This is a genomic window from Pseudoalteromonas sp. SR45-1 (assembly GCF_014163655.1).
Classification (GTDB): domain Bacteria; phylum Pseudomonadota; class Gammaproteobacteria; order Enterobacterales; family Alteromonadaceae; genus Pseudoalteromonas; species Pseudoalteromonas distincta.
Genome location: NZ_JACJDR010000005.1, coordinates 128,116 through 152,789, shown reverse-complemented (window position 1 = coordinate 152,789; position 24,674 = coordinate 128,116). Strand labels below are relative to the sequence as shown.

The following is a 24,674-nucleotide window of genomic DNA, read 5'->3' as shown; positions in this document are numbered from 1 at the left end:
TTAATTAACACACTCTATTTATTAGCTAGCTTTTTAGCTAATACGTTATCAAGAGAAAAGCTTCCCGCTCCTTGAATTGCTAGAACTACAGTTACTACAAGTAACGTTAATGCGTATTCATAGCCATTGTTTGCCATAAATAAGCCATTACTAATATGTACGCTAAAAATAGCAATCAGCATAGTAAAGCCGGCAACTACAGCCGCTGGGCGAGTTAACAAACCAATTGCTAATGCAATGCCACCAAAAAACTCAGCGCTACCTGCCATCATTGCTAACCAATAGCCAGGCTCTAAACCAATACTCGCCATCCATTGGCCTGTACCTTCAAGCCCGTAACCGCCAAACCAAGCAAATAGCTTTTGTGCACCATGCGCCGCTAAAATAAGGCCAACTGGCACTCGTAAAATTAATGCTGCTACGCCTGCTTTTGAGCTAAGTAATGTGTTTAGTAATTTCATGAGTTTTAGTCCTGTTTTAATTTATTTAATCGTTAGGTTTTTCCTAACCGTTGAACACAGTTTACTATCATCATTAAAAAACATTAATACGGAACTCATTGGTTAATTAGCAACGCAGTATTTATAATAATCCATAAAAAAACCGCCAACCCAAAGGTTGACGGTTTTTTATTAACGTATTACTTAGGGCGTGTTGATCTTTGTGGATTGAAATTTGTTCAATCTAGGGGCGATTAAATCGCGGCGCGAGGTTTGTAACCTAGTGGGCTAAGTAAAAACCGAGCAACAAAGAGTTAATCGTCCCTAGAAAGAACCCAAAGGGCAGCGCATGTTTGGTATTTATGCTGCGTTATCGCCTATTCATGGGGAATAACCACACTACATAGGCTCCGCCTTGCCTAAAAACCAAACATACTGCTGCAAATTCACCCACCAAAGATCAACACGCCCTAGTATATTTAAGTAAGCGCTTAGCTTTGAAAATTAAGCAACCGCTTGCTCTAAAATTTCGCGGCTTTCTTTAAGCGTAATAGCTTGGTTTTCACCAAGAGCAACCATGCCGTGAGCTTCAAGTTTGCCAATAATATTGTCAATAGCAGCGGCTTTATCATCGCCATGTTCAGTAAGCTGGGTCGCTACGTCGAGGCTGTGGTAAAACGCTTCAATTGCTGCAATTGTTTTCTCTGCTAAGTCTTCAGATTGCTCAAGACCAAATACGTTTTTACCCATTTGCTCAAGCTTTGCTTTTTTAACTGCAAATTGGTTACGTAATAAAGAAGGCTGAACAATAGCAAGTGAACGTGCATGATCAACACCGTAAGCCGCTGTAAGCTCGTGACCAATCATGTGTGTTGCCCAATCTTGCGATACACCAGAACCAATTAAACCATTGAGTGCTTGGTTAGCAGCCCACATAAGGTTTGCACGCCATGCGTCATCTTGGTTTTCAAAGTTATCACCTAAAGTTTTAAGCGTTCTTAAAAGTGCTTCAGCGTAACCTTCTTGAACTAATGCTGTTTCAGGGAATGTTAGGTACTGCTCACAGGTGTGAACCCATGCATCTACTAAGCCATTCACAAGTTGGCGCTGCGGTAATGTTTTCATTACATCAGGGTCCATAATCGCAAATTTAGGAAGTACTTCTGGTGATGCAAACGGTAGTTTTTGCTTCGTTGCTTCTTTGCTCACAACTGAGTTTTGGTTAGATTCAGAACCCGTTGCAGGCAATGTTAATATTGCACCGATTGGTAATGCACTAGTAATAGTATGCTTACCAGTAGGAATATCCCAACCTTCGCCATCATAAACGGCTGATGCGGCAATGTATTTAACGCCGTCGATCACTGAACCGCCGCCTACGCCTAATACGAAGTCAATATCTTGTTCTTTACAAATTTTTACTGCTTGGTCTAGCACTTCAATTGTTGGGTTAGCGCCAACGCCCGAAAACTCAACCCAGTCAAAGCCTTCAAGTGCTGCTGCAACTTGGTCGTACACGCCGTTCTTTTTAATTGAACCGCCGCCGTACACTACAAGTACTTTTTGATCTTTTGCGATCAAATCAGATAGTGCCGCAATTTGTTGCTGACCGAATTGGATAAGAGTTGGATTTACGTAGCTAAATTTCATTATTTTGCTCCTAGGTGACGGTTAAATACTAAATAGAATGCTTAGTTACTAGCTAAGCTAAATTCCAATGAGTGCATATTAGTAGCAAAAAAAACATAAAAAAAGCCCAATAACTCGCAAAAGCTTGCCTAAAACTACCAACATTGTTATTTTACGCAAAATACACTCAATTAAAGATGCCTTTTATGCCCACCATAGCCAATATGTTGCAACAATACGCCGAGCATAACCAATTACTCAGCTTTGAAGGCACCATGGAAACTGTTATTCCAGGCGTGTATTTTCATCGAGCAACTAAAAGCTCGCCGCGCCAGCCGCTTATATATAACTCAGGTATTATTATTGTTGGGCAAGGTCATAAAATAATTCACTTTCCTGAACATCAAATAAAATACGGCGCAGGCGACTACTTAGTCCTTGGCGTACCGGTGCCATTAGAGTGTGAAGCATTTACTGATAACGACTTACCCGTTATGGGCATTGCCATAGATATAAACCCTGCAATGCTACACAAACTCGTTAATCAAATAATGCAGCATAAGCCTCTTTCAGCGTCATCGTCGTCTGCACAAATTGGCGCAGTACAGTCGGCAACTTTAGATACAGCAATGGAGCTCGTTACTCATAGGTTATTAACTGTTTTAAATAACCCCATTGAGGCTGACATTTTTGGCGAGGATATAGTAAAAGAATTGGTATATCGCGTACTTTGTGGTCCACAAGGACATACTTTAATAGGGCTTGCTATGCATGATGGGCATTATGCACGTATCGCCCGCACGCTCTCAACTATGCATAGTAGTTATGCCAATCAAATTACGGTTGAAGGGTTAGCTGAAGATGTAAACATGAGCGTATCGTCGTTTCATCGTGCTTTTAGGCAAGTTACGTTTGAATCCCCGCTACAGTATTTAAAAAAAGTACGCTTAGCTAAGGCTAAAGAGCTTATAACCACTAGTGGAAGTAAAGCCAACGAAGCTGCATTAAAGGTTGGCTATACCAGCCCATCGCAATTTAGCCGCGAATTTAAACGCCACTTTAATAAAACACCTAGCGAAGTATTAACTCAATTACACAGTTAATTTAACTAATTAACTAATAGCTAAATAGGTGGGCTCTGCTAGTATAAAAAAATGTAGTTGAGCTTGGAAGTGCTTATGGCTGACAAAAAATATCATAAAAATACAGTTCCTAATATTTTACACGGAGGTGCTAAATACGTATTTCTTTTTTTTATTTACTTAATAGCATTTAATAGCAATGCAGGCGATTTTTGCGATATTACCCCCTTAAATAGTCAGTCCCCTCCATCATTTTTACAACCTAATACAACTTCTGAACTTCAGGCAAAACGCGGTACAAACCAATTTCAGCTTAACTGCTTGTTACAGCGTGGCGGCGTACTTTCGTTTTTGCGCCCAGGTCTTGATGATTTTACATGGCAGCAAAACGGTGTAATAAAGCAGCCATTAAAATCGGCACAAGTGGCATTTTTAATGGACTCAGGAAACTTTACAGCCATTATTACAGTTGAGTCAAAACTTAACTATACACCACGCTTTAAGTGGCAAAATACACAAGTTTTTTTTAAAGAAACACAGCAACATAATCTCATTATGGGTGCTTTTTATGGGCTGTGTATCACACTCATTTTTTACGTATTTATAATGGGCTACAGGCTTCACGACAAGATATTTAAGCTATACAGCGCTTATATTTTTTGTATTGGCAGCTTTATTTTGCTTCAAGAAGGCCAACTCTATTTATTTATAACTGACCACGTTTCATCACTCCTATTTGATTTATACTTACTCAGCATAGGTTTAACAGTACTCAGTGCTACATGGTTTATGTGCGCATTACTTGAATTAAACAATAGATGGCCAAAAACAAGTAAGATTTTAAAAATTATGGCCGGTATTGTTATGTGCTTTTCTTTAATAAAAATATTGTTCAGTAACACTTTGATTTGGCAAATAGCTGGCAACATCATGGCTTACGGCTCATTAATTATTGTGACTGTTATTTTTGTTTTAGCGGCACAACAGGCTCGCAAAGGAATACGCGAAGCAACGCTTGTTTTTGTAGCATTGAGCTTGGTGCTCGTAAGCATGATATTTAGAGTATTACTTATTAATCAAAGCCCATTTATGCAACGTTACGGATTTATTATGGCTTTCGCTGTGGAGTCATTTTTACTAGCAGTAGCTGTTTCTAGGCGTATTAGCCGTATGCGAATCGCACAAAAACGCGCCGAAACCGAAGCCGATTACGATCACCTTTGTGGCATTTTAAACCGCCGTGGCTGGGGTAAAAAATCATCAGAGCTGATTGAGCTGCATGCAAAAAAAGGCGGAGTTTTATGTTTAATGTATATAGATTTAGATGACTTTAAACAGATAAACGACAATTATGGGCATGCCGTAGGCGATGAAGCTTTATGTAAAGTAGCCGCCAGTTTAAAAAGTATTGTACGCACCAGCGATGCAGTCGGCCGCTTAGGCGGCGATGAATTTGTAGTACTTGCCCACTTTTACAGCAAAGCGCAAGTAAGCCCAAAAACACACCATCTAAAAATAGAGTTAGATAAACTCGCCATCACGCATAACGACCAGCCTATTGCTATAAAGGCAAGCATTGGTAGCAGCGTATTTAGTGAGCCTCCTAAAAATATTGACGAAATTTTAAAAGCCGGCGACACCGCTATGTATCATGAAAAACTACAGCGTAAAGTAAAGCCGCTCACTTTAGTTGATAGCTAGCTTTAAGTATTTAAAACCGTAGCTGGCTTAGCAAACTGCTTACGGTTTATATAGTGGCTAAAAATAATAGTAAATAACGTTGAGGCTTGTTTGCCAATAAAGTGGGCAACACTACCCATTACCGCTAAAATAACCGGAAAGGTAGAGATTAACCGCTCCACGCAGACCCTATATGCTGTGATATAAACGTAACAAGTACGATAAAGCCCGTCACTAATATCATTTTACCAAAAGCTCCCAGCGGGCATTTAATGGTTTTGCATCAACTGATATATTTAGCCTTGTAGAGATAATAGCTAAACCGAGTAAAATACAAAGCGAAATCACCCTCGCCACAATAATATTCACTGGTAAAAATAAAGTAATAACGCTAAATACACACCAAATACTCAACGCTGTAAAAAGCGATTTAAGCATTCCAAATCTTTGTGAAACAACCAAGTAACTAAAACAAAATAAGCCTATACCGCTCATACCATAAAGAGAGGCCACCGCTGAGTTAGCTGCAAATAATTTACCTTGTTCTAATGCTATAAAATAAGAAATAGGCCAGAGGTAATAGGCAAACCAGGAATTATGCCGCTAACAAAACTACCAAAGCGTTTTTGGGCGAATGTTATTAGTAAAATAAGCAAAGGTGCAATTATGAGTTTAAGCAGCATAAATAACAATAAAATATGAGAGCTGAAATTAAGTCTAGGTGTCTATACTTATATTGTAGAGTGAATAAAAATCATGTATGTAGCGTAATTTTTTTACCTGTAAATATTAACTAATTTATCAAAACACTGATTAATAGTTATAAAAAAACCACTTATTGAAGTGGTTTTTTAGCTTAACTTAAGCAACAGCATTTATACTTTTTTAAATAAAACCTCTGGGTTTACCATGGTTTTCATTTCAAGCACATTGCCATTTGGATCTTCAATAAAAAACGTTTCTTGCTCAAACTCATCACCAATAAAACGGCGGTATGGTTTATCTAGGTATTCAATACCCGCATCTTCAATACGTGTTTTTAACCCGTTAAATTCATCTTCAGGTAGGTGAATCCCAAAGTGAGGTACTGCCACAGCTCCCATATCAACATCATGGCGAACTGTTGGTAGGCGCTCAACGCTTTGGTGTAAGGTAAGTTCATTGCCCCAAAAATCTATATCTACCCAGCGACCTTCTTCACTATTACCCGTTTTACAGCCTAGTACGTCACAATAAAACGCTTTAGCCACTTTTAAATCGCCAGCCGGAATAGCCAGATGCAAACAGTTAGACATAAATAACCCTTGGTTAACACTTTAATACATTAAATTATCGCCATTATACATAATTTGTGATTTATAGAACATTAACAGCAACGCTATTAAGCATATTTAATACCTAAGAGTCGTTTAAAAAACACGCTTTTTAAATGTGTAATTACTTATAACATTTATTTGTTAGAGAGTATTAGAAAGCGCAAAAGGATTAGTTTAAAATGCGCCGCTATGATTAAATTCTTACTTTTAAAATTCATTACTTTCTTTTTAGGCTTTGTAGCTTGCTTTGCTATGCACACTACTTTTGCACTGCCTTTAGTAATTTCTGCCGCGCTAACGGGGCTTATTGGCTCTTTTATTCCTTTTCCTGCGCGTTATAAAAACCATCCTTATGCTGCAATTTATGCTGGTAGTTTTGCCGGTATGTGTTCAACCCATTTAATTACCAGTTACTGTGAAATTGCTATTATTTCGCTTATTGGCTCAAGTTTGTATGTGCTTACTATGAATATGTTTACAGGCTTTGGTGGCAAACTTGGCAGTGTCGCTTTTGCAAGCGTGGCACTTTTTGTATTAGCTAAAGGAATCGTACTATGAGTATTGAATACCCATTACTTGTACTGCTTGGTGCTTTTTTAACGTTTTACTTAGCTAAACATAGTCGCTTTGATGGTATAAGAGCATCCTCTTCACTTTCTATTATTGCTTACTTAATTTTTAGCGCATTGAATTTAAACCCCGATTTATACGCGATTATATTTTTTGGCGGTACATTTATTGGCATGAGCGCCCCGCATCGTTTTGGTATTTATACGGTAGCAAGCTCATCTGTTTTATTTTCAATATTATTTGAATTTCTTGTACCAAAACTTGACGGCTACGGTGGTGCACTAGGTATTAGTGCATTTTTATCTGTATGTATTTGCCATACCTGTATTTTGTTAGGTGCCCCAAGAAGTAAAAAACCACCACCAGTTCAATAAAAAATTATTGAACTGGTCTAGTTTCTCCCTGCATTCGCTTTAATATAGTAGAGAAATTAGAGTGTAAAATATTCATGTTTTAAGCTGTTCTTTTTCTCTGCAAGTCTGTTAGAATCTTTCGCGAACTTTATTTACCCTAAATAAAGACAATCATATATGGATTTATGAAAATGAAAAAACTAATCGCAGTAGCTGCACTATCTTTACTACCTTTCTCAAATGCAATGGCTGACCAAGATATTGGTTGTGGTCTTGGTTCTATGTTATTTGCAGGTCAGCAAGGTAAAGGCGTTAAAATTTTAGGCGCTACAACAAACGGTACTTCTGGTAACCAAACTTTTGGTATCACTTTTGGTACTTTAGGTTGTGATGGTACTGGTACAGTAACGTCTTCAGAAAAAATTGCTTTATTCATTGACGGTAACATGGAGCAACTTGCTCGTGATATGTCAAAAGGTGAAGGCGAAACTTTAGCTACTCTAGCTGAAGCTTGGGGTGTTGCAGATCAAGATAAAGCAGCATTCAACGCGCTTGCTCAAGCACAGTTTTCTTCAGTATTTACTTCTGAAAACGTAACTTCGCAAACAGTTTTAGAAAACCTAAACACTGTTCTTGCAAGTAACGCACAACTTGCTTCTTATACTCTTTCTTAATCAGCTAAATTAGCCGGTTTTATACGTATAAATAAAGCCGCTGGAGTATTTCTCTAGCGGCTTTTATTGTTTAGTGATTATGAAAAAAATATTCTTTGTTTTATCAATTGCGCTGTTTAGTACTTACGTAAACGCTCAAAGTTTTAAAAATGACACCTTAGCAACCGACCCTTACTGGCTCAAATTAGGTCATTACCGTGGGGCCACATTAGGTGGTTGGAAAAGTGAAGTAGATAGTGCTGAGTTTTTTTTATCTCCTATAGGTAAAACAAGTCCACTGGACGAACTTGAAGCCACTATAGCCGCATTTAGTGGTAAAAATACTGACCCAAAAACAACACAATCTCGCTGTCGGTTTCCAGCACGCTATAAATGGCTAAAAACAAAAATTAAAAATAACTGGCCCGCGCTTAATTGCCCAGAGCTTCAGGCGTGGCAAAAAATAATAAACCCAAAAGGGGTTACGTTAGTTTTTCCTACTGCATTTATGAATAGCCCATCATCAATGTTTGGTCACACCTTACTTCGTATTGATGCAAAAGATCAGACCCGCCATAAAGAGTTGCTCGCATTCGCAGTTAATTTTGCAGCAGAACCAAACGGCTCAGACAATGCAGCTATGTACGCACTAAAAGGCCTGATTGGCAGCTATCCTGGTAAATTTTCGCTTATGCCGTACTATAAAAAAGTACGCGAATATAATGATTTAGAATCTCGTGATATTTGGGAATACAAACTTAATTTATCTGAGCTACAAGTAGAGCTTATTTTATTGCACTTATGGGAGCTACAATCAGCTACATTTGATTACTTTTTTATTGATGAAAACTGCTCTTATCAATTACTTGCATTATTACAACTCGCACAAGAGGATCTTGATTTAACATCGTCATTTAATATACAAGCTATTCCCTCTGATACCGTTGCAGTACTAAGAAATAACAACTTACTACAAACTCCTAATTACCGCCCTGCTTTTGGCACTAAGCTTTACCATTACTCTACTCAAATGACTAACGAACAACTTGATGATGCAAGAGAGTTAATGCAAGGTGGCTCCCTCAATACTCGTAATTACTCACAGTCGCAATTAGTCGCAATATTAGAAATGGCGTATGAATGGTTAAATTTTGAATTTTACGATAAAGCATTAAAGCGTGAAGAAATTGCACCGCGACTAACTAAGCTACTACTAATGCGCAGCAAATATAAAGTAGCTTCGCCATTTACTAAGCCAAGTCGTCCTATTGCTTCTCCAGAGCAAGGTCATGGATCTTCTAAAGTAACGCTTGGAAGAACTGAGTACGCCCATCAAAGTGACTTAACAAGCTTTGCGTATCGCCTTGCATACCATGATTTATTAGATAGCTCAGCTGGATTTATTCCTGGTGCTCAAATTAGCTTTTTTGATATTGAAGGTGCCATAAGCGACAGGGGTAACACACGCCTTGAGCATTTTTATTTATTAGATGCTATGTCACTTGCACCCGATAACCGCGTGTTTGATAGCTGGTCTTGGAACTTTAAAATGGGCTTTGATCGTCAGCCTAATAATATTCAACAAGGTCGTTGGTTTGCTAAAGGTGGATACGGAAAATCAATCGGTAACCCAAACACGTTACACGGCTATTTACTTGGCCAAGTTGAATTTAATAATGGTGACATAACAGACAACCTAACAACAGGCATTGGTAGTGAAGCTGGTGCAATATGGCAAATAAATAACAGTCATAAACTCGCTCTTACAGCAAACATAACATGGTTAATAGATGGCCAAGCAGATAAACACAGTGACTTTGCAATAAAGTGGAATTACTCCTTATCACGTAATTTATCTATACGTACTGAGCTTAAAAACCAACATTGGTATACAAGTAGTACATCGGCTAAATTTGCAATTCAATACTACTTTTAATCATTGCATATACCCACAAGCGCTTAATTATTTTTACAGTGCTTGTGGGTATATAAAACTTTACTCAATACACGTTCAATTTTCACTTCTTTAATTATGCAATAGACTCTCTACATACTTATTCATTTACTTATTTTATACATTTGAGTATATATTTCAGACAAGACCCTTTAAACTCAAAGTATTGTAGTTAGAAAGATTCTCTTATGTATCTGCGTGTTGTAGTTTTCATTTTCGTTTTTATTTTTTGCAGTAATGTAAGGGCAGTAAGCTCTCTTACTTTTATTGCCGAAGATTTACACCCTTACCATTTTAAAAACAAAAGCGGTGAAGCTGACGGAGCTTCCGTTGATATTGCTAAGGCTGTTTTAAGAGAAGCAAAGCTACAAGCTAAATTTGAAATAATGCCAATGGCACGAGCCTTTCATCAGCTAGCAGCTAATCCAAACACAATTATGCTCTCTTTATTAAAAACTCCCGCTAGGCAAAGTCAGTTTAAATGGTTAGGAGCGGTATACTTTACTGATGCCTACCTAGTTAGTTTAAAAAGCCATAAAGACGAAGTAACTCATTTAAATCATGCAAAATTTTATAAAGTAGGCACTATTCGTGGATATTTGAGTGCCAAATATTTAATAAAGATGGGGTTTGAAGAAGATAAAAATTTAATACTAGCTAGTTATTATCAGCAGGCATGGCAAATGCTTTATAAGGGTAGAACTGACTTTGTCCTTATGAATACACTCACCTTAGATAATGAACTAAAAATGTCAGGGCTCGACCCAGACTTAATAACTAAACGACTTCATTTAGCTGATTTTCCTTCAATACTCTATTTTGCTGCTAATAATCAGCTTGACGATAAAACAGCAAACTTAATCTCGCAGGCATTAAAAACTATAAAAGTAAGTGGCGAATACCAAGCCATTTAAAAAAGTGGCAACTCCCTCTTCCTCCTTCTATAAATTAAACCTATTTAAATAAGTATATTAGCAAACATCAAGCGCTACCAAATATGATGAAAAACACCTCTGTTTAACAATTTTAAATAACATAATAACGTTAACCAACCCTATTGGTTAACCAAAACACCGTCATTAAAATAACAATTAATTATAAAGAACTACAAATTGGTAAGTTTTAATTTTTAAATTGGTATGTTAGATTGAAGTTAAGCGACGCCTGTACCGCGCAATTTTTACTTCATCACACAGAGACAATAATGATAAAAAATACATCCACATTTAAACTTACGGCTTTAGCCGTTATCACACCTCTACTTTTTACGGCTTGTTCAAGTACCCAAAGCACTAATCAGCAAAGCGATGCGCCGGTACCTGCAACAAAGTTTGATTTATCACACTGGAAAATAAATGTACCAGTTGATTTAAACAACGACGGTAAAATTGATGAAATAGATGTAGAAGAAATTCAGACTTACGCACACCCTGATTTTTTCTATCTTGATAATAAAGGCTACATGGTATTTACCTCCCCTAATAAAGCGCTTACAAGTGCCAATTCTACTAATACCCGTAGTGAACTTAGACAAATGATCCGTGGATCAAATACTAAAATTAAAACTAAACACTCTAAAAACAACTTTGCTTTAGCTGTTCACCCGCTATCTGACCGATTTGGTTCTGTTGGTGGAAAAATGGAAGCAACGTTAAAAGTAGATCACGTTGCACTTCGTGCGACTGATCCTGATAAAAAAGCGGCTTACTCGGTTGTTGTAGGGCAAATTCACGCAGGTAAAGATCAGGCACTTATTGATACCAAGCTTGGTTATGGCTGGGGCAATGAACCACTTAAAATATATTACAAAAAATGGCCAGGACATAAAACAGGCTCAGTTTTTTGGAACTACGAACGTAACTTAGCTAAAACAAATCCTGACCGTACAGACATTACTTACCCTGTTTGGGGTAATACATGGGAAAACCCTAACGAGCCAGGCAGCGCCGGTATTGCACTAGGTGAAGAATTTAGCTACACGGTAAATGTGTATAAAAATGTTATGCACCTTACATTTAGCGCACAAGGCAAAGAAGACGTTAACTACTCTATTAACTTAGGTAATAACGTAGATGCTTATGGCAAAGTGGACGAAAAAGACCATCCACATGGTTACGCTGCAGATTGGCATTACTTTAAAGCCGGCGCTTATAACCAATGTAGCACTAAGAGCGCTAAAGGTATTTGGTACCCAGGTTGTTTAGGCACTGGCGATTGGACTACAGATAAACAAAATGGCGATTACGCTCAAGTAAGCTTTAGTAAACTAGAGTTAAGCCCAGCGACACCGCCAACAAAATAACTAGGCTAGTACAGCCTCAGATAAGTAATTTTTTAGTGATGTAAACAGTGGCGTTGGTAGATTATTAATATCGCACCAGCGCCACTTTAAACATTTATTAGGCTCTTTAAGCTCAGGCTCTCCGCCTTCAAAATCAGCTTTTACATACAACGTAATATAGTGTTTGTTCTCTGCTGTAAAAATATCATTGGTAAAATCAAGCTTAGTAACTTTACTTACCTTTAAACCTGTTTCTTCAAACACTTCTCGTATTGCACATTGTTCAACACTTTCACCAAACTCTAAATGTCCACCAGGTGTTGCCCATGTATTAGCACCATGCGCGCCAATGCGCTCACCTAGTAAAATTGTGTTTTGATGCTTTATGATAACCGCAACCCCTACTCTTACTACGTTACTCATATCGTATTTTCTCTTATTTTTACTGCCCGCCATGCTGAACCACACGCTTTGTGTTGTCAATTTTGTATTTTTAAAACCAGTGTATTGATTAACTTTTAGCCGACCAAGGTCGAATAGCTTGCTTGCTAAAAAAAGCCTACATTTTGTAAGGTCTCTCACACACAAATTTAGTTTTAGGAGCCTTACATGTCAGGCAAATATAAACAGCAATATAAGGGTTTTAAACAAAACCCAGCCCAATTTTGGCTCGAACAAAGTAAAAATATTCCGTGGTATAACCCCCCCACAAAAGCATACACACAAGACGACGACGGGCTTTACCATTGGTTTAGTGACGGGCAATTAAACACCAGTTTTTTAGCACTAGACCAACACGTTATTGCCGGATTTGGCGAGCAAACTGCACTGATTTACGACTCCCCAGTCACTAATACAAAGCAAACTTATAGCTACTCACAACTACAACAAGAAGTTGCTAGATTTGCAGGCGTAATACAATCGTTAGGTGTTACAAAAGGCGACCGCGTTGTTATTTATATGCCAATGATCCCACAAGCTGTTATTGGTATGTTGGCGTGCGCTCGTCTTGGTGCTATTCATTCGGTGGTATTTGGTGGGTTTGCTGCACACGAATTAGCTGTACGCATTGATGATGCCAAGCCCAAACTTATACTTAGCGCCTCATGCGGTGTTGAAGTAAACAGCGTTATTGAATACAAACCACTTATTGATAACGCAATAGACTTAGCTGCGCACAAAGTAGAACACTGCGTTATTTATCAGCGTCCACAAGTAACCGCCACTCTTAAGCCTAAACGAGACATAGATTGGACTCAGGCAATGCAAACAGCTGCAAGCGCAGATCCGGTGCCTGTAAATGGAGATGATCCGCTTTATATTTTATATACCTCGGGCACGACAGGCACACCCAAAGGCGTAGTACGCGAAAATGGCGGTCACGCAGTGGCAATGCAATACAGCATGGCAACCGTTTATGGTATGAAGCCCAGCGACGTATTTTGGGCAGCGTCTGACATTGGCTGGGTAGTTGGGCACTCTTATATAGTTTACGCACCGCTAATGTATCGCTGTGCGACCGTATTATATGAAGGTAAACCGGTTAAAACCCCCGACGCCAGCGCATTTTGGCGCGTGGTTGAAGAATATAAAGTAAATGCATTATTTAGTGCCCCCACCGCCTTTAGAGCAATCAAAAAAGAAGACCCCAATGCCGATGGTTTTAATCAATACGATACCTCAAGCTTAAAACGTTTATTTTTAGCTGGCGAGCGGTTAGACCCTCCCACTTATGAGTGGCTTAAAGAAAAAACCAAACTGCCAGTGCTCGATCATTGGTGGCAAACAGAAACCGGCTGGGCTATTGCTTGTAACCCTGTAGGGCTTGAGTACTTAGCAACAAAACCTGGCAGCTCTACCGTGCCTACTCCAGGTTTTGACGTGCGGATATTAGATATGGATGGCAATGAATGCGCAGCTAACGAGCAAGGCGCCGTGGTAATTAAACTGCCACTTCCACCGGGTTGCCTACCAACAATTTGGCAAGATACCCCGCGCTTTAAAGCAAGCTACCTAAATGAATACGAGGGTTATTATTTATCTGGCGATGGTGGTTATATTGATGAAGACGGCTACCTATTTATTATGGGCAGAACCGACGACGTTATAAATGTAGCAGGCCATAGGCTTTCTACCGGCGAAATGGAAGAGATAGTAGCCGCGCACCCTGCTGTTGCTGAATGCGCTGTTTTTGGTGTGAACGATCCTCTAAAGGGGCAACTTCCTATGGGAATGATCGTGCTTAAAAATGATTTTATGGGCTCAAGTACCGACGTGGAAGAAGCGCTTGTTTTAAGTGTTCGTAATCAGATTGGCGCTATTGCGTGCCTTAAAAATATAGTTAGCGTAGATAGGTTGCCCAAAACACGCTCGGGTAAAATACTGCGTAAAAATTTGCGCCAATTGGTTGATGGCGAAGAGCTACAAATACCTTCAACCATAGATGATGCCAGTATCTTTGAAGAAATAAACCAACAACTAACGCAAAGATAAACCCAACCAAGCTATCTAAAGCCATTTTTATAATGGCTTTTTATTTCATCCTTATATTTGATCCTTTTACTTAAGCTTAAGCTTAAGTTTAAGCTTTAATTTAACCAATAGCTGAAATTTTTTACTGCTTAATGCTTTCTTCTTTTAATAGCGTTATTAATTTAATCAATTTAAAAAGGAATGGTGTATGCCCCGCTTGCTACAAAAACTATTAACCACAGCCCTATTGTTTATAGGCTTTGCCACACAAGCCTATGAAATAGAAGACTTAGGAGATGGCTTACACCGCTTTATAGACGACAGACACCGCTCAGTATTTTTAATCACTCCTGAGGGCGCAATTGTTACCGACCCGCTTAACAAAAAAGCCGCCATCTGGTTAAACGAGCAAATTAAAACTCGCTATAACGTACCGGTAAAGTATGTAATTTATAGCCATAATCACAGCGATCATATTTACGGCGCCGAAGTATTCAAAAGCCCGCACACCACTTTTGTGGCGCATAAACTCGCCGCGCAAGATATTAAAAACACACAAATGAAAACGGTAATGCCCAGCCTTACTTTTGATAACGAGCTACTACTTACCCTTGGTGATTCAACAGTAAAGCTTAACTACCATGGTCCAAACGATGGTCGTGGTTCGGTTAGTATATTATTCGAAAAGCAAAAAACCTTGTTTGTGGTTGATTGGATTGTTATTGGCAGAATGCCGTGGCAAAAACTGTGGAGTTACGATATTCAAGGCATGATTAATTCAACTCAAGCGGTACTCAAATATGACTTTAATAATTTTGTAGGCGGACATGCCGATATTGGCAGTAAAGCAGATGTAGCGCGTTACTTAAGTTATTTAGAGCTTTTGTATAGCCAAGTAACCGCAGGCGTTTTAGCCGGTAATACGCTTGACGAAATTAAACAAAATGTAAAATTAGACCAATTTAGTGACTTTAAACAGTTTGATGCATGGTTACCACTTAACATAGAAGGCGTGTACGAGCGTTTAATGGAAGAGTCTGGTATGGGTTGGCGCAGCGATTTATAAGTTTGAACTCAGTGGACTAAGCTCTGAGCTCTAAACTCAATATTGTAAGCATTGGTATTGGCGTGTTTAACGCAGTACCAATGTACTTATTAATTAGTTAAATAGACGTCAAAAGCCATATAAGTCACCTTTACAATGTCCTAGCGCGGTTTTACATTTTAAATCTAAGTAACCTAAACTCTGGATAATAAATCTATCTCAAGCAGCTATTTTCAGCGCTAACTGCGTTGAATTTACTTACAATAGACCAGCTATTGACGCGTAATTTCGCCTTGTTTTCACTGAAAATTTCTGGCTAGATAAAATAAATTTAAATATCACTATGATTTAATATGTTAGTAAATCTCTTAACCAGAGTTCAGGTTAAGTATTAAAAAAAGCGTATTAACTAAAATCGACCACCACTTCATAACGCCCAGGCATGTCGTTTACTTCGTATACCCAACCGTGTCGTTTTATTATTTTTTCGCTTAACTCTAATCCTAAACCGTAGCCAATATTAGCGGGCTTGTTTGTGTTATTAGCACTGTGTGGCGTATCTGTTTGTGCGCTGCTATTTACTATAATTACACGGCTACCCTGCTGAGTAATTCGCACTTGCCCTTGTTGTGTATGCTGATACGCATTACGTATTAAGTTAGTAAGTACAATGTGACATGCGGTAGCTTCGGTATTAATAGTCGTATTTTGGTTATCGGTATTTATAAGTACATCAACTTGTTTTGAATTGAGTAAATAATCGAGTTCGTTACCCAAGGTCGTTATTTTTTCGGCTAGGTTTACGGGCTCTGGTGCACTTTGCTGGTCGTCATTTCTGCTAAGCCACAATAACGTCTCGGTTAAATCGCTCATGGTTAAACCGGCGCGCTCTATTCGCTGCAGTGTAAGGTGTTGTTTATCGCTTAAAGGTGCTTTTTCGCTTAAGCGGTTAAGTAATTCAACGTTGCTACGAATAACCGAAATTGGTGTACGTAACTCGTGGCTCGCATAACTTAAAAAGCGCTGTTCTCGCTCAAGGCTGTCGTGAGCAGAAAGCAAGCTACTGCGTATTAACGTTGCCAAGGTATTTAGTTCGTTATAGGTAAAGTCGGGCGGCGTGTTTTGTAAATTCTTTTGATTTAACGACTTAGCCCAACCGCGTAGTGACTCTACTGGCTTAGCTATTTTTTTCATTACCATAAACAAAAAGAAGGTAAATAAAGCAATTGCCGTAACTCCTGTTAACGCTATCCATGCCAACTTTTTTATAGGTTTATCGGGTGAGCTTTGTTTTTTAAGGCGCTCTTTTTCAAGCATAATACGTGATACGTAACGGGGCTCCCCTGCAGGGTTTTGAAAATACGCTACAAAATAGAGGTCTTCCGGCATTGAAAAAAACGATGGTTTTACTTTGCTTTTTTGCAATACGCCAATCTCTGTAGGCTTTGTAAAGCGTTGCTGAATTTCGCTTGGCATGTCTTCCCAGCGACTCGCTATTTTAAAGCCAATCATTTCTGCAGGTTCACCGTTTTTAACCTCAGTAGATTGCGAAAGCGCATGCATTACGCCATTTAACCCTCGGTCTAAGCCATCAATAAAATAATTAACACTTAAAAACGAAAAACCAATTGCCATTAATGAACTTAAAAGCACCATGGTGGCAAAAAAATACAACCTCAGGCTGGGTCTAATTTTCATGCTTGTGTCCCATTTTTTAATTTTAGCGCAAACCCTACACTGGGTATTGTTTCTAGTACGGCTTGGCAATGCGCTTGCTCTAGCTGTTTACGCAAATGATGAATATGCACTTTTAAGCTATTGCTGTCTGGCTGATCGTCTCCCCATATTGCTTGCATAATTACCTGTCGGGTTACCGGTTTTTGCTGCTCTCGTACAAGCACTTCTAATAACTTAAAAGTAATGGGTGATAACTTTAAACTGTGCGCAGCCACTGTTGCTGTATGCGCGGTTAAATTAAGTGTTAAATTAGCAAAGGTAAGTCGCTTAACCTCTCCACTTTTACGCTTTGCTAATACTTGAACCCGCGCTACTAGCTCTTTCATCGCAAATGGTTTTACTAAATAGTCGTCACTACCGGCTGCAAACCCCTCAAGCTTATTGTCGAGGCTATCGCGCGCTGTCAGCATTAATACAGGTATATCAATGCCTTGCTCACGCAATGATTTACACATGGTTAAACCGTCCATTTTGGGCATGTTTACATCTAATATAATCATTTGATATTGATTACGTTCTATTAAATTTAAACCCATTACGCCATTGCTTGCATGGTCACACTCTATTGACTCAATTTCGAGATAATCAACAATGGTGGTTGCCAAATCTATGTCGTCTTCAACCAGTAGTACGTTTATCATTAAGAGGCTACTTCCTGCGTTTTATTTTTAGCACCTAGCGATATTAGCACAGCATCAATACCGCGTTTAGCATCGGTTTGAATCATCAATAATGCCGGTATAAGTATTAAGGTAATAACCGTGGCAAACAAAATACCGTAGCCAAGTGATGCCGCAGCAGGAATTAAAAACTGTGCCTGCATTGAGGTTTCGCTAAGTAGCGGCACTAAGCCTGCGTACGTCGTAATTGAGGTAAGTAATACCGCACGTAATCGGCTCGTACACGACTCAACTATGGCATCGTGCGTGCTCATGCTCTCTTCTTTTACTAGTTCGTTAAAGCGTGAAACAAGTAATAAGCTGTCGTTTACAACTACCCCACTGAGCGCCAAAATACCATTTAATGACAATATACTAATGGTTAAGTCGTTCCACCAATGTCCTAAAATAGCGCCCACAATGCCAAACGGAATTGCTACCATAATCAACATAGGTTGAATGTACGATTTAAGCGGAATAGCCAGCAACACGTAAATAACTAATAAAGCGGCTACAAACATAGTGCTCATTGAGCTGGTGGTTTCGCTTTGTTGCTCTGCCTCTCCTGCAAAATACACACTTAAGTTAGGAAATTGCTGTGTTAACTCTGGAATTAAGTCGCGCTTTAAGTTAGAAACTAACTCGTTTGGAGCAATCACGTTTTTATCTACTTGGGCGCTTAAATAAATTGCACGAAGTCCATCAATGCGGGTTATTTCATCTTGCTGATATTCACTGCTTACTGTGGCTACGTTAACTAAAGGGACAACGGTGCCATCAGGCAGGCGAATACGCGACTGCATTATATCGGCAGGTGTTTTACGAGCATCTTCTGGGTAGCGTACACGTACTTTAACTTCGTCTTTATTACGTTGGTAGCGCTGTACAACTGCACCACCAAAGGCTTGCAGTACTTGCTTTGATAAACTAGCTGTATCCATGCCAAGCGCGCGCCCTTGTGCATTTAGGGTAAATTTAAGTTGTGGCTGACCTGGGTTTAAGTTGTCGTCTATTCCGTTAACGCCTGCGGTATTTTGTAAGCGCTCCTTAAATAGTGCGCCCGCCGCCATTACGGTTTCGTCGTCCCACGCTTTAAGCTCAACTTTAAAGTTATCAACCATTTTACGCGTGGCTAATATTTGTAATTTTTTACTGCCCTCAAGGCTACCTGCTACGCGCTGCCACTCTTGAGCAAATTCGCTTGCTGTAAAAGCGCCTTCGTTTAATAGCTCAACGCTTACTTCACCGCTGGTGTCGCTGCTACTAATGACTTGTAGGCTGGTTATTTCGCTTTTGTCAGAGTTCAACTTAGTCATTAAGTTTTGCTCAGCTTGTAATGCACTTTGCTCAAGCGTTAGTAAGTTTGTGTTTGTTTGCCCATAAGCGGCGTCGTTTTGCATAACCAAATCGGCTGTTACGGTATCGCCTGCAATACTTGGGAAAAAACCAACTTTAACTGTGCCTGTCATCGGCATGCCAATAACTAATATAAAAAAGGCGATAAACGCAGCCACTACGGCGTATCTAAAGCGCAGTGAAAATTCAATAACCTTGCAGTAAATGTTTTTGCTAAACCAGCTTAAGCCGCTATCAGCACCATGTTGTATTTTTGACCACAGACCTGCTAAGCCTTTTTTAACTTGGCGTTTAGTACTAATGTGGGCTAAATGCGAGGGTAAAATAAGTTTTGATTCAACAACTGAAAGCAGTAAACAAATAGTCACTACAGTGGCAAATTGAGAGTAAATTTTACCTAAGTTACCTGACACATTCGAAAGCGCTACAAACGCAGCCACCGTGGTTAACACCCCAAATATTGTTGGCACAGCAACCTTCATGGTACCTAAAACTGTATTATTTAATGTATCGCCATGCTTTTTACGTGTGGTGTAAATACTCTCGCCTACAACAACGGCATCGTCTACCACTATGCCCAGCGCCATAATAAAGCCAAAGGTAGTCATTTCGTTTATGGTTAGTGCGGTGTAGCCATCGGTCATAAAATAAAGCGTACCAAAAAATACAAACGGCAAGCCACCAGCAACCCACAGCGCTACGCGTACGTTTAAAAATATGGCAAGTATTACAAACACCATAATAATACCGGTTACGGCATTTTTAGTAAGTAGCGATAAACGCTCGGTGATCATGGTGCTTTTGTCGTGCCAGCTTTCAAGCTCTACGTTTTGAGGTAATAAACCGCTTTCGTGCCATTTATCTATTACGCTATTAGCTTGCTTAACAATGGTAGTTATATCGCTGTTATCGCCCATTAAAATTTCAACGCCTACGGCATTTTGTTGGTTATAACGGCTTAATGAGTTGCTATCTTCGGCAAATGAGTCGGTAACTGTGGCTACATCTCCTAACTTAATTTGTGTGCCTGATGCGGTTGTTAACAATACAATATTGGCAAAGTCGCGCTGCCAGTAAGCTTGGTCGGCGGCTTTTAAGCGTATAATTTTACTGCTATCGCGCAAACTAGTCGAAAGCGGGCTTGATGACTCATTATTAATGACCTCACTTACATCACTAATAGTTAAGCCATACGCTTGTAATTTACCTTCGTCGATTTCTATGGACATCATCGGGTCGAGCACACCCGATTGCTCTACGTCGCTAATGCCTGATTGCGCTAATAAATCGGCTTTAAGTTTTTCACCCAGGTTTTGTAATGTATGGCGATCTGCATCCCCAAAAAGTTGCAGCGTTAATGCATGATCTTGCCTACGGGCTTTATCAATAACAGGTTGCTCAGCATCTGCCGGAAAGTTATTAATAGCGTCAACTTGGTTTTTAACGTCAACAAGTAACTCATCGAGTGAGTAATCAGTACTTTTTTCAATGCTTACATGGCTACCGCTAGCATCGGATGTAGAGGTAATACGTTTAATACCCGATACGGTTTCGAGCGCTTCTTCTATTTTTAACGCTATTCCTTCTTCGGCTTGCAATGCATCGCCACTGTCGTAAACCACCGATACCGAAATAGTATCTGGCTCTAAACTCGGAAAAGCCTCTTTACGTAAAGTCGTAAGCGACATAATACCCATTACAATCACACTAACTAACAATAAGTTAGCGGCAACAGAGTTATTTGCAAACCAATTAATAATACCGTGCAGCGGGTTATTATTACTGGGTATTTGAGGTGGTTGATGAGGGCTCATTATTGTATCTCCTCAACTATTGGATTTACTTTCATGTCGTTTAAGTAACTAACAAGTGGGCGCGCCACCACTTTTAGATTTTTAGCACCATCTACTGGCGTAATATATACGTAATCCCCACGCTCAAATACTTTATTAGCGTGTGTGCTTACTAAGCTATTTTGATCATTTACGTACCAAATTAAGCCATCTTGAGATACCGCCGAAGCAGGCAGTTTTATTACGTTACTTAACTGCTTACCGGCAATTTCTACCGCTAAAAATGTACCAGGCAGTAACGGCGTTGTTTGCTCAAACGGTTTATCTAAGGCAACAATTACGCTGCGTTGGCGCGAGCTGTCATCAAGGTGTTGCTCAAAACGTGCAATATAACCGTTCCATTTAGTATTAGTGGTTACATCAGTTAAAATAACATCGCCTGATTTATTATTTGCTAGGTTTTGCCACTGACTTAATGAAAGCGGCACCGTTATTTCTACTTTGTCAGTGCTGTTTAGCGTGGCAAGCGTATCGCCAATACTCACATAAGTACCTAAATCTATATCGCGCGATAAAATAACAGCGTCAAATGGTGCACTTAACTGGGTGTTATTTACATCACGCTGTGCGGTTTTAAGTGCATATTGTGCTTTATCGAGCGTAGCTTGCGCGGCTTCTAGTTGTAGCGTTCTAAATACAAGCGGCGAGCTTGGCGCTTGCGTAACGCCTGAGCGATCCCATTCACGTTTTGCTTGATTACCTAAATCTTGTTCTTCTTGCAGTGCTAGTTTTGCATCAGCCAATGTTGCTTTTGCGCTAGCTAGAGCTTGTAAGTATTCGGTGTCATCAATTTGTGCAAACACCTGCCCTTTAGTTATTAAGTTACCGGTCGAAAATTGCTCGCTCATACTGGTTACTTCGCCTTTAACTTGTGCTTTTAAGCTAAGTGACCAATGCGCTTTAGCTTCACCGTGGCCGCTAACATAAGCCTGATAAGTGCTCGGAGCTGCATTAATTACCGATATATTTGGGGCAATAGCTTTAATAGCGGCAGGTTGTGGACTATTTGCTTTTTCAGCCATTTTTTGACCGTTATACATAATAGCAAGCCCTATACAAACAATAGCAACAAGCGTTACAACAACCGGTGTTGGCGAAATTTTCATGACGATACTCCAAGGCCCAAAGCGAGGCCTAAATCTATGCGGTTAGTTAAAAGGGTGTAGTTTATTTGGCTAAGCTGGGCTTGCAGGTCGTATACTTTTTGTTGCACTGTTAGCAAATCTAAAATATCAACCAAACCTTGTTGATACTTACTTTGATAGTTACTAAAGCTGCGTTTAGCGCTAGCAAGTGCATTGCTAATTTGCAGTTGCTGCTCGGTTAATGATTGCTCCTGCCCGAGTGCATTTTCAACTTCGTTTACCGCACTTAGCAGCGTATCTTGGTACTGCCAAAACGCTTGCTCGGCATTTAATTTTGCAATATCAACTTGCGCACGCAGTGCTCCACCTTCAAATAAAGGGGCACTTAAACTGCCTAATAAACTCCACACTGGGCTAGTTAATAATGCTTGGCTTGGCGTGCTTGCTAAATCACTCAGTGATGCCGAAAGCGAAATACTCGGTAGTAGCTCTTTGTACGATACATCAACCAAGTAATGCTTTGCCTGAATGTTGTAATAGGCACTTTGTAAGTCAGGTCGGCGCGCTAAATCTTGCTCTGGTAAGGTACTTAATGGCTCAATAACGCTTGGTAGAGTTAATGTACTTGGCAGGTTTTGAAGTTTATCAGTGCCTACAATTAGCATTAAAGCACGCTTTGCTTTTGCTATTTGTTCTTTGTAATCGGCAATGGTCGCGCGGGTAGATGCCGTGCTAGTACGGGCGGTATCAAGCGCTTCTAAATCACCTAACCCATATTGGTAGCGCTCTACAATACTTTGCTCATTATTTTGTAAAACAACTAAACGTTGCTGCTCTATATCGAGCAAATTTTGCTGCAAAATAATATTTAAATAAGTACGAATAACACTCGCTACTAATGTGTCTTTAGCACCTTGATAAGTAGCTTGGTTACTGGCAATAGTCATATCTTGCGCGGCTACATTGTCAGCAATTTTTTGCCATATATCAGCTTCCCAACTTATACCTACTGATGAGCTATATTGCGTGCCTTCGGTTTCACTGCGCTGCGCGTCAAATCCCGCATCTACACTAAACCACTGACTTGCAGCGGTTACATCACGCTGCGCATAAGCTAGTTTTAATGCAACATGCACTTGATTAAACGATGGATTATTAGTAACAGCTTGCTCAATAAGCGAATCAAGCCCTTCTATATTCACCAAATCGGTAATGTAATTTACGTGCTGTGCGTTACTTTGCGTGTACTGCCAGTTTGTATGTTGCTTTAGCGACCGCTCAGTACTATTACCTTGATAGCTTGGCTGACTACTACATGCAGCAAGCGTACAACTAAGTGCAAGTAAAAAACCGGTTGAGTGCTTTTTAAAATAAACCATTTAACTATGCCTAATTAGTACCATTACACATAGCTTATTAGGTCGAGGGTTAAGGAGGGGTTAAATGATTTAATCTAAATATTGGGTTGCTAATTTAACAGTAAAAAGTAGTCACTTTAGATGTTTTATATCGTTATAAGTTTTGTAATTGCTCTATCAACCATTTATGAATAGGGCTGTTATTAGTACGCGGATGCCATGCGGCTATTACTTTAAATGTAGGGGGCAGAGCTTCTATTTTTAGCTGTTTAACTTTGCTGTTTGGTAATAATCTTGATGGGTAAAACGCGAGCATATCGGTTGTATGTAAAATGTCGGGCACCGCAGAAAAACTTGGTACCGACATTACAATATTACGTTTTAACCCTTGGCTTTCAAACCACTGATCGTGCGATCCGCGCAAATTTGCACGAGATGGCGACACCACTAGCTGTGGATGCTTTGCAAATTGCGCCAAACTCAAAGGTTCAGTGTAAGTAGTGTTACCTATACCGGTAATACACAAATGTTGTTCTTCAAACAAGGTGATATAAGAAAGGTTGTCGGGTATAAATTCTGGAAAGCTTATCAGCAAATCAAGCTCGCCTGCCGTTATAAGTTGATTAACGTTATCTGATGCAAAGTCGCGCACAATCAGCTTTAAACCTGGCGCTTCGCGGCGGGTAATATTAAATAATTGCGGCAATAAGGCCTGCGTGGCGTAGTCGGTTGCGCTTATGGTAAACACACCTTTATAAGTTTGCGGGATAAACTGCTCGGGCTCTAGTAACAACTCTAATTGCTTTAAAATATTATTAATAGGTGCCTTGAGACCTTGCGCTTTAGGAGTAGCAACCATGTTATTGCCTTGGCGAATAAACAAGCGATCGTCAAATAAGTCTCGTAGCTTTCGTAGTTGCTCACTAATAGCTTGTTGCGTTAACCCCATTTTTTTGGCTACTTGTGAAAGATTTTGCAGTTCTAATAAGCTACTGAGTACTCTTAACTGCTTTATATCGAGCCGACTGATACCATTCATAATTGTATGCTGCACAAAAAAGTGTTGTTTCAAATTGTATCTTTAAATCTCTATGCTGCCAATGTTGCTTAACCACTATTTAAGCCTTTGTTTGCTTTATAAGAGAATTTAA

Annotated in this window: 21 protein-coding genes and 1 pseudogene; 10 read left to right on the top strand and 12 right to left on the bottom strand. The window is 39.5% G+C overall.

Annotation, left to right across the window (positions count from 1 at the left end; genetic code table 11):
- Positions 1-14 precede the first annotated feature (14 nt).
- Positions 15-461 carry a DoxX family protein gene (locus tag H5089_RS07275; RefSeq protein ID WP_039490309.1) on the bottom strand — a complete coding sequence of 149 codons (447 nt, stop codon included), beginning with the start codon at positions 459-461 and terminating at the stop codon, positions 15-17.
- Positions 462-944: 483 nt separating this feature from the next.
- Positions 945-2,090, bottom strand: a complete 1,146-nt coding sequence (locus tag H5089_RS07270) for an iron-containing alcohol dehydrogenase (RefSeq protein ID WP_002962851.1) — start codon at positions 2,088-2,090, stop codon at positions 945-947.
- Positions 2,091-2,275: 185 nt separating this feature from the next.
- On the opposite strand from H5089_RS07270, the gene H5089_RS07265 reads away from it, so the two are divergent.
- Positions 2,276-3,172 (top strand): AraC family transcriptional regulator, encoded by an 897-nt coding sequence (locus H5089_RS07265; protein WP_182711860.1) that lies wholly within the window; start codon positions 2,276-2,278, stop codon positions 3,170-3,172.
- 75 nt (positions 3,173-3,247) lie between these two features.
- Entirely contained in the window at positions 3,248-4,852 is a 1,605-nt protein-coding gene (locus H5089_RS07260) for a diguanylate cyclase (protein ID WP_182711859.1), read from the top strand.
- Positions 4,853-4,854: 2 nt separating this feature from the next.
- Here the strand turns inward: H5089_RS07260 and H5089_RS20285 are convergent, their stop codons facing one another.
- The 3 genes from H5089_RS20285 to H5089_RS07250 form a co-directional block, all read right to left on the bottom strand.
- Positions 4,855-5,013, bottom strand: coding sequence for a hypothetical protein (locus H5089_RS20285; RefSeq protein WP_240915877.1), 159 nt, complete (start codon positions 5,011-5,013; stop codon positions 4,855-4,857).
- 58 nt (positions 5,014-5,071) lie between these two features.
- Entirely contained in the window at positions 5,072-5,269 is a 198-nt protein-coding gene (locus tag H5089_RS20280) for a hypothetical protein (RefSeq protein WP_240915878.1), read from the bottom strand.
- A 437-nt stretch (positions 5,270-5,706) separates the two neighbouring features.
- A complete protein-coding gene (locus H5089_RS07250) occupies positions 5,707-6,126 on the bottom strand; it encodes a VOC family protein (protein ID WP_182711858.1) in 420 nt (139 codons plus the stop codon).
- A 273-nt stretch (positions 6,127-6,399) separates the two neighbouring features.
- Here H5089_RS07250 and H5089_RS07245 point away from each other — a divergent pair, with 273 nt between their 5' ends.
- From H5089_RS07245 to H5089_RS07220, 6 genes and pseudogenes are all read left to right on the top strand, one after another.
- Positions 6,400-6,705: a hypothetical protein gene (locus tag H5089_RS07245; RefSeq protein WP_182711886.1), complete on the top strand. Its 306-nt coding sequence runs from the start codon at positions 6,400-6,402 to the stop codon at positions 6,703-6,705.
- Positions 6,702-7,091: a hypothetical protein gene (locus H5089_RS07240; RefSeq protein WP_002962855.1), complete on the top strand. Its 390-nt coding sequence runs from the start codon at positions 6,702-6,704 to the stop codon at positions 7,089-7,091. Before H5089_RS07245 ends, H5089_RS07240 begins: the two co-directional genes overlap by 4 nt.
- Before the next feature lie 170 nt (positions 7,092-7,261).
- Positions 7,262-7,744, top strand: coding sequence for a DUF3015 domain-containing protein (locus tag H5089_RS07235; RefSeq protein ID WP_002962856.1), 483 nt, complete (start codon positions 7,262-7,264; stop codon positions 7,742-7,744).
- A 79-nt stretch (positions 7,745-7,823) separates the two neighbouring features.
- The gene (locus H5089_RS07230) at positions 7,824-9,659 is read left to right on the top strand and encodes a DUF4105 domain-containing protein (RefSeq protein ID WP_182711857.1); all 1,836 of its coding nucleotides are present in this window, start codon (positions 7,824-7,826) and stop codon (positions 9,657-9,659) included.
- 206 nt (positions 9,660-9,865) lie between these two features.
- Positions 9,866-10,629, top strand: a pseudogene (locus H5089_RS07225) (substrate-binding periplasmic protein).
- Between the two features lie 252 nt (positions 10,630-10,881).
- Positions 10,882-11,979: a polysaccharide lyase family 7 protein gene (locus H5089_RS07220; protein ID WP_182711856.1), complete on the top strand. Its 1,098-nt coding sequence runs from the start codon at positions 10,882-10,884 to the stop codon at positions 11,977-11,979.
- On the opposite strand, the gene H5089_RS07215 is transcribed toward H5089_RS07220, so the two are convergent.
- On the bottom strand, positions 11,980-12,381 hold the full coding sequence (locus tag H5089_RS07215) for an NUDIX hydrolase (RefSeq protein WP_024596686.1): 402 nt from the start codon (positions 12,379-12,381) through the stop codon (positions 11,980-11,982).
- A 186-nt stretch (positions 12,382-12,567) separates the two neighbouring features.
- Here H5089_RS07215 and H5089_RS07210 point away from each other — a divergent pair, with 186 nt between their 5' ends.
- The gene (locus tag H5089_RS07210) at positions 12,568-14,451 is read left to right on the top strand and encodes a propionyl-CoA synthetase (RefSeq protein ID WP_182711855.1); all 1,884 of its coding nucleotides are present in this window, start codon (positions 12,568-12,570) and stop codon (positions 14,449-14,451) included.
- A gap of 187 nt (positions 14,452-14,638) precedes the next feature.
- A complete protein-coding gene (locus H5089_RS07205; protein ID WP_024596687.1) occupies positions 14,639-15,496 on the top strand; it encodes an MBL fold metallo-hydrolase in 858 nt (285 codons plus the stop codon).
- 384 nt (positions 15,497-15,880) lie between these two features.
- On the opposite strand, the gene H5089_RS07200 is transcribed toward H5089_RS07205, so the two are convergent.
- The 6 genes from H5089_RS07200 to H5089_RS07175 all read right to left on the bottom strand — a co-directional run bounded on the left by H5089_RS07200 (position 15,881) and on the right by H5089_RS07175 (position 24,595).
- Entirely contained in the window at positions 15,881-17,173 is a 1,293-nt protein-coding gene (locus H5089_RS07200) for a HAMP domain-containing sensor histidine kinase (protein WP_182711854.1), read from the bottom strand.
- Positions 17,170-17,853 (bottom strand): response regulator transcription factor, encoded by a 684-nt coding sequence (locus H5089_RS07195; protein WP_024596691.1) that lies wholly within the window; start codon positions 17,851-17,853, stop codon positions 17,170-17,172. The genes H5089_RS07200 and H5089_RS07195 overlap by 4 nt, the downstream gene beginning before the upstream one ends.
- Positions 17,853-21,041, bottom strand: a complete 3,189-nt coding sequence (locus H5089_RS07190) for an efflux RND transporter permease subunit (protein WP_182711853.1) — start codon at positions 21,039-21,041, stop codon at positions 17,853-17,855. Before H5089_RS07190 ends, H5089_RS07195 begins: the two co-directional genes overlap by 1 nt.
- Positions 21,041-22,186, bottom strand: coding sequence for an efflux RND transporter periplasmic adaptor subunit (locus H5089_RS07185; protein WP_182711852.1), 1,146 nt, complete (start codon positions 22,184-22,186; stop codon positions 21,041-21,043). The genes H5089_RS07190 and H5089_RS07185 overlap by 1 nt, the downstream gene beginning before the upstream one ends.
- The gene (locus tag H5089_RS07180; RefSeq protein WP_182711851.1) at positions 22,183-23,544 is read right to left on the bottom strand and encodes a TolC family protein; all 1,362 of its coding nucleotides are present in this window, start codon (positions 23,542-23,544) and stop codon (positions 22,183-22,185) included. Before H5089_RS07180 ends, H5089_RS07185 begins: the two co-directional genes overlap by 4 nt.
- A 133-nt stretch (positions 23,545-23,677) precedes the next feature.
- On the bottom strand, positions 23,678-24,595 hold the full coding sequence (locus H5089_RS07175; RefSeq protein ID WP_220486921.1) for a LysR family transcriptional regulator: 918 nt from the start codon (positions 24,593-24,595) through the stop codon (positions 23,678-23,680).
- Positions 24,596-24,674: the final 79 nt, after the last annotated feature.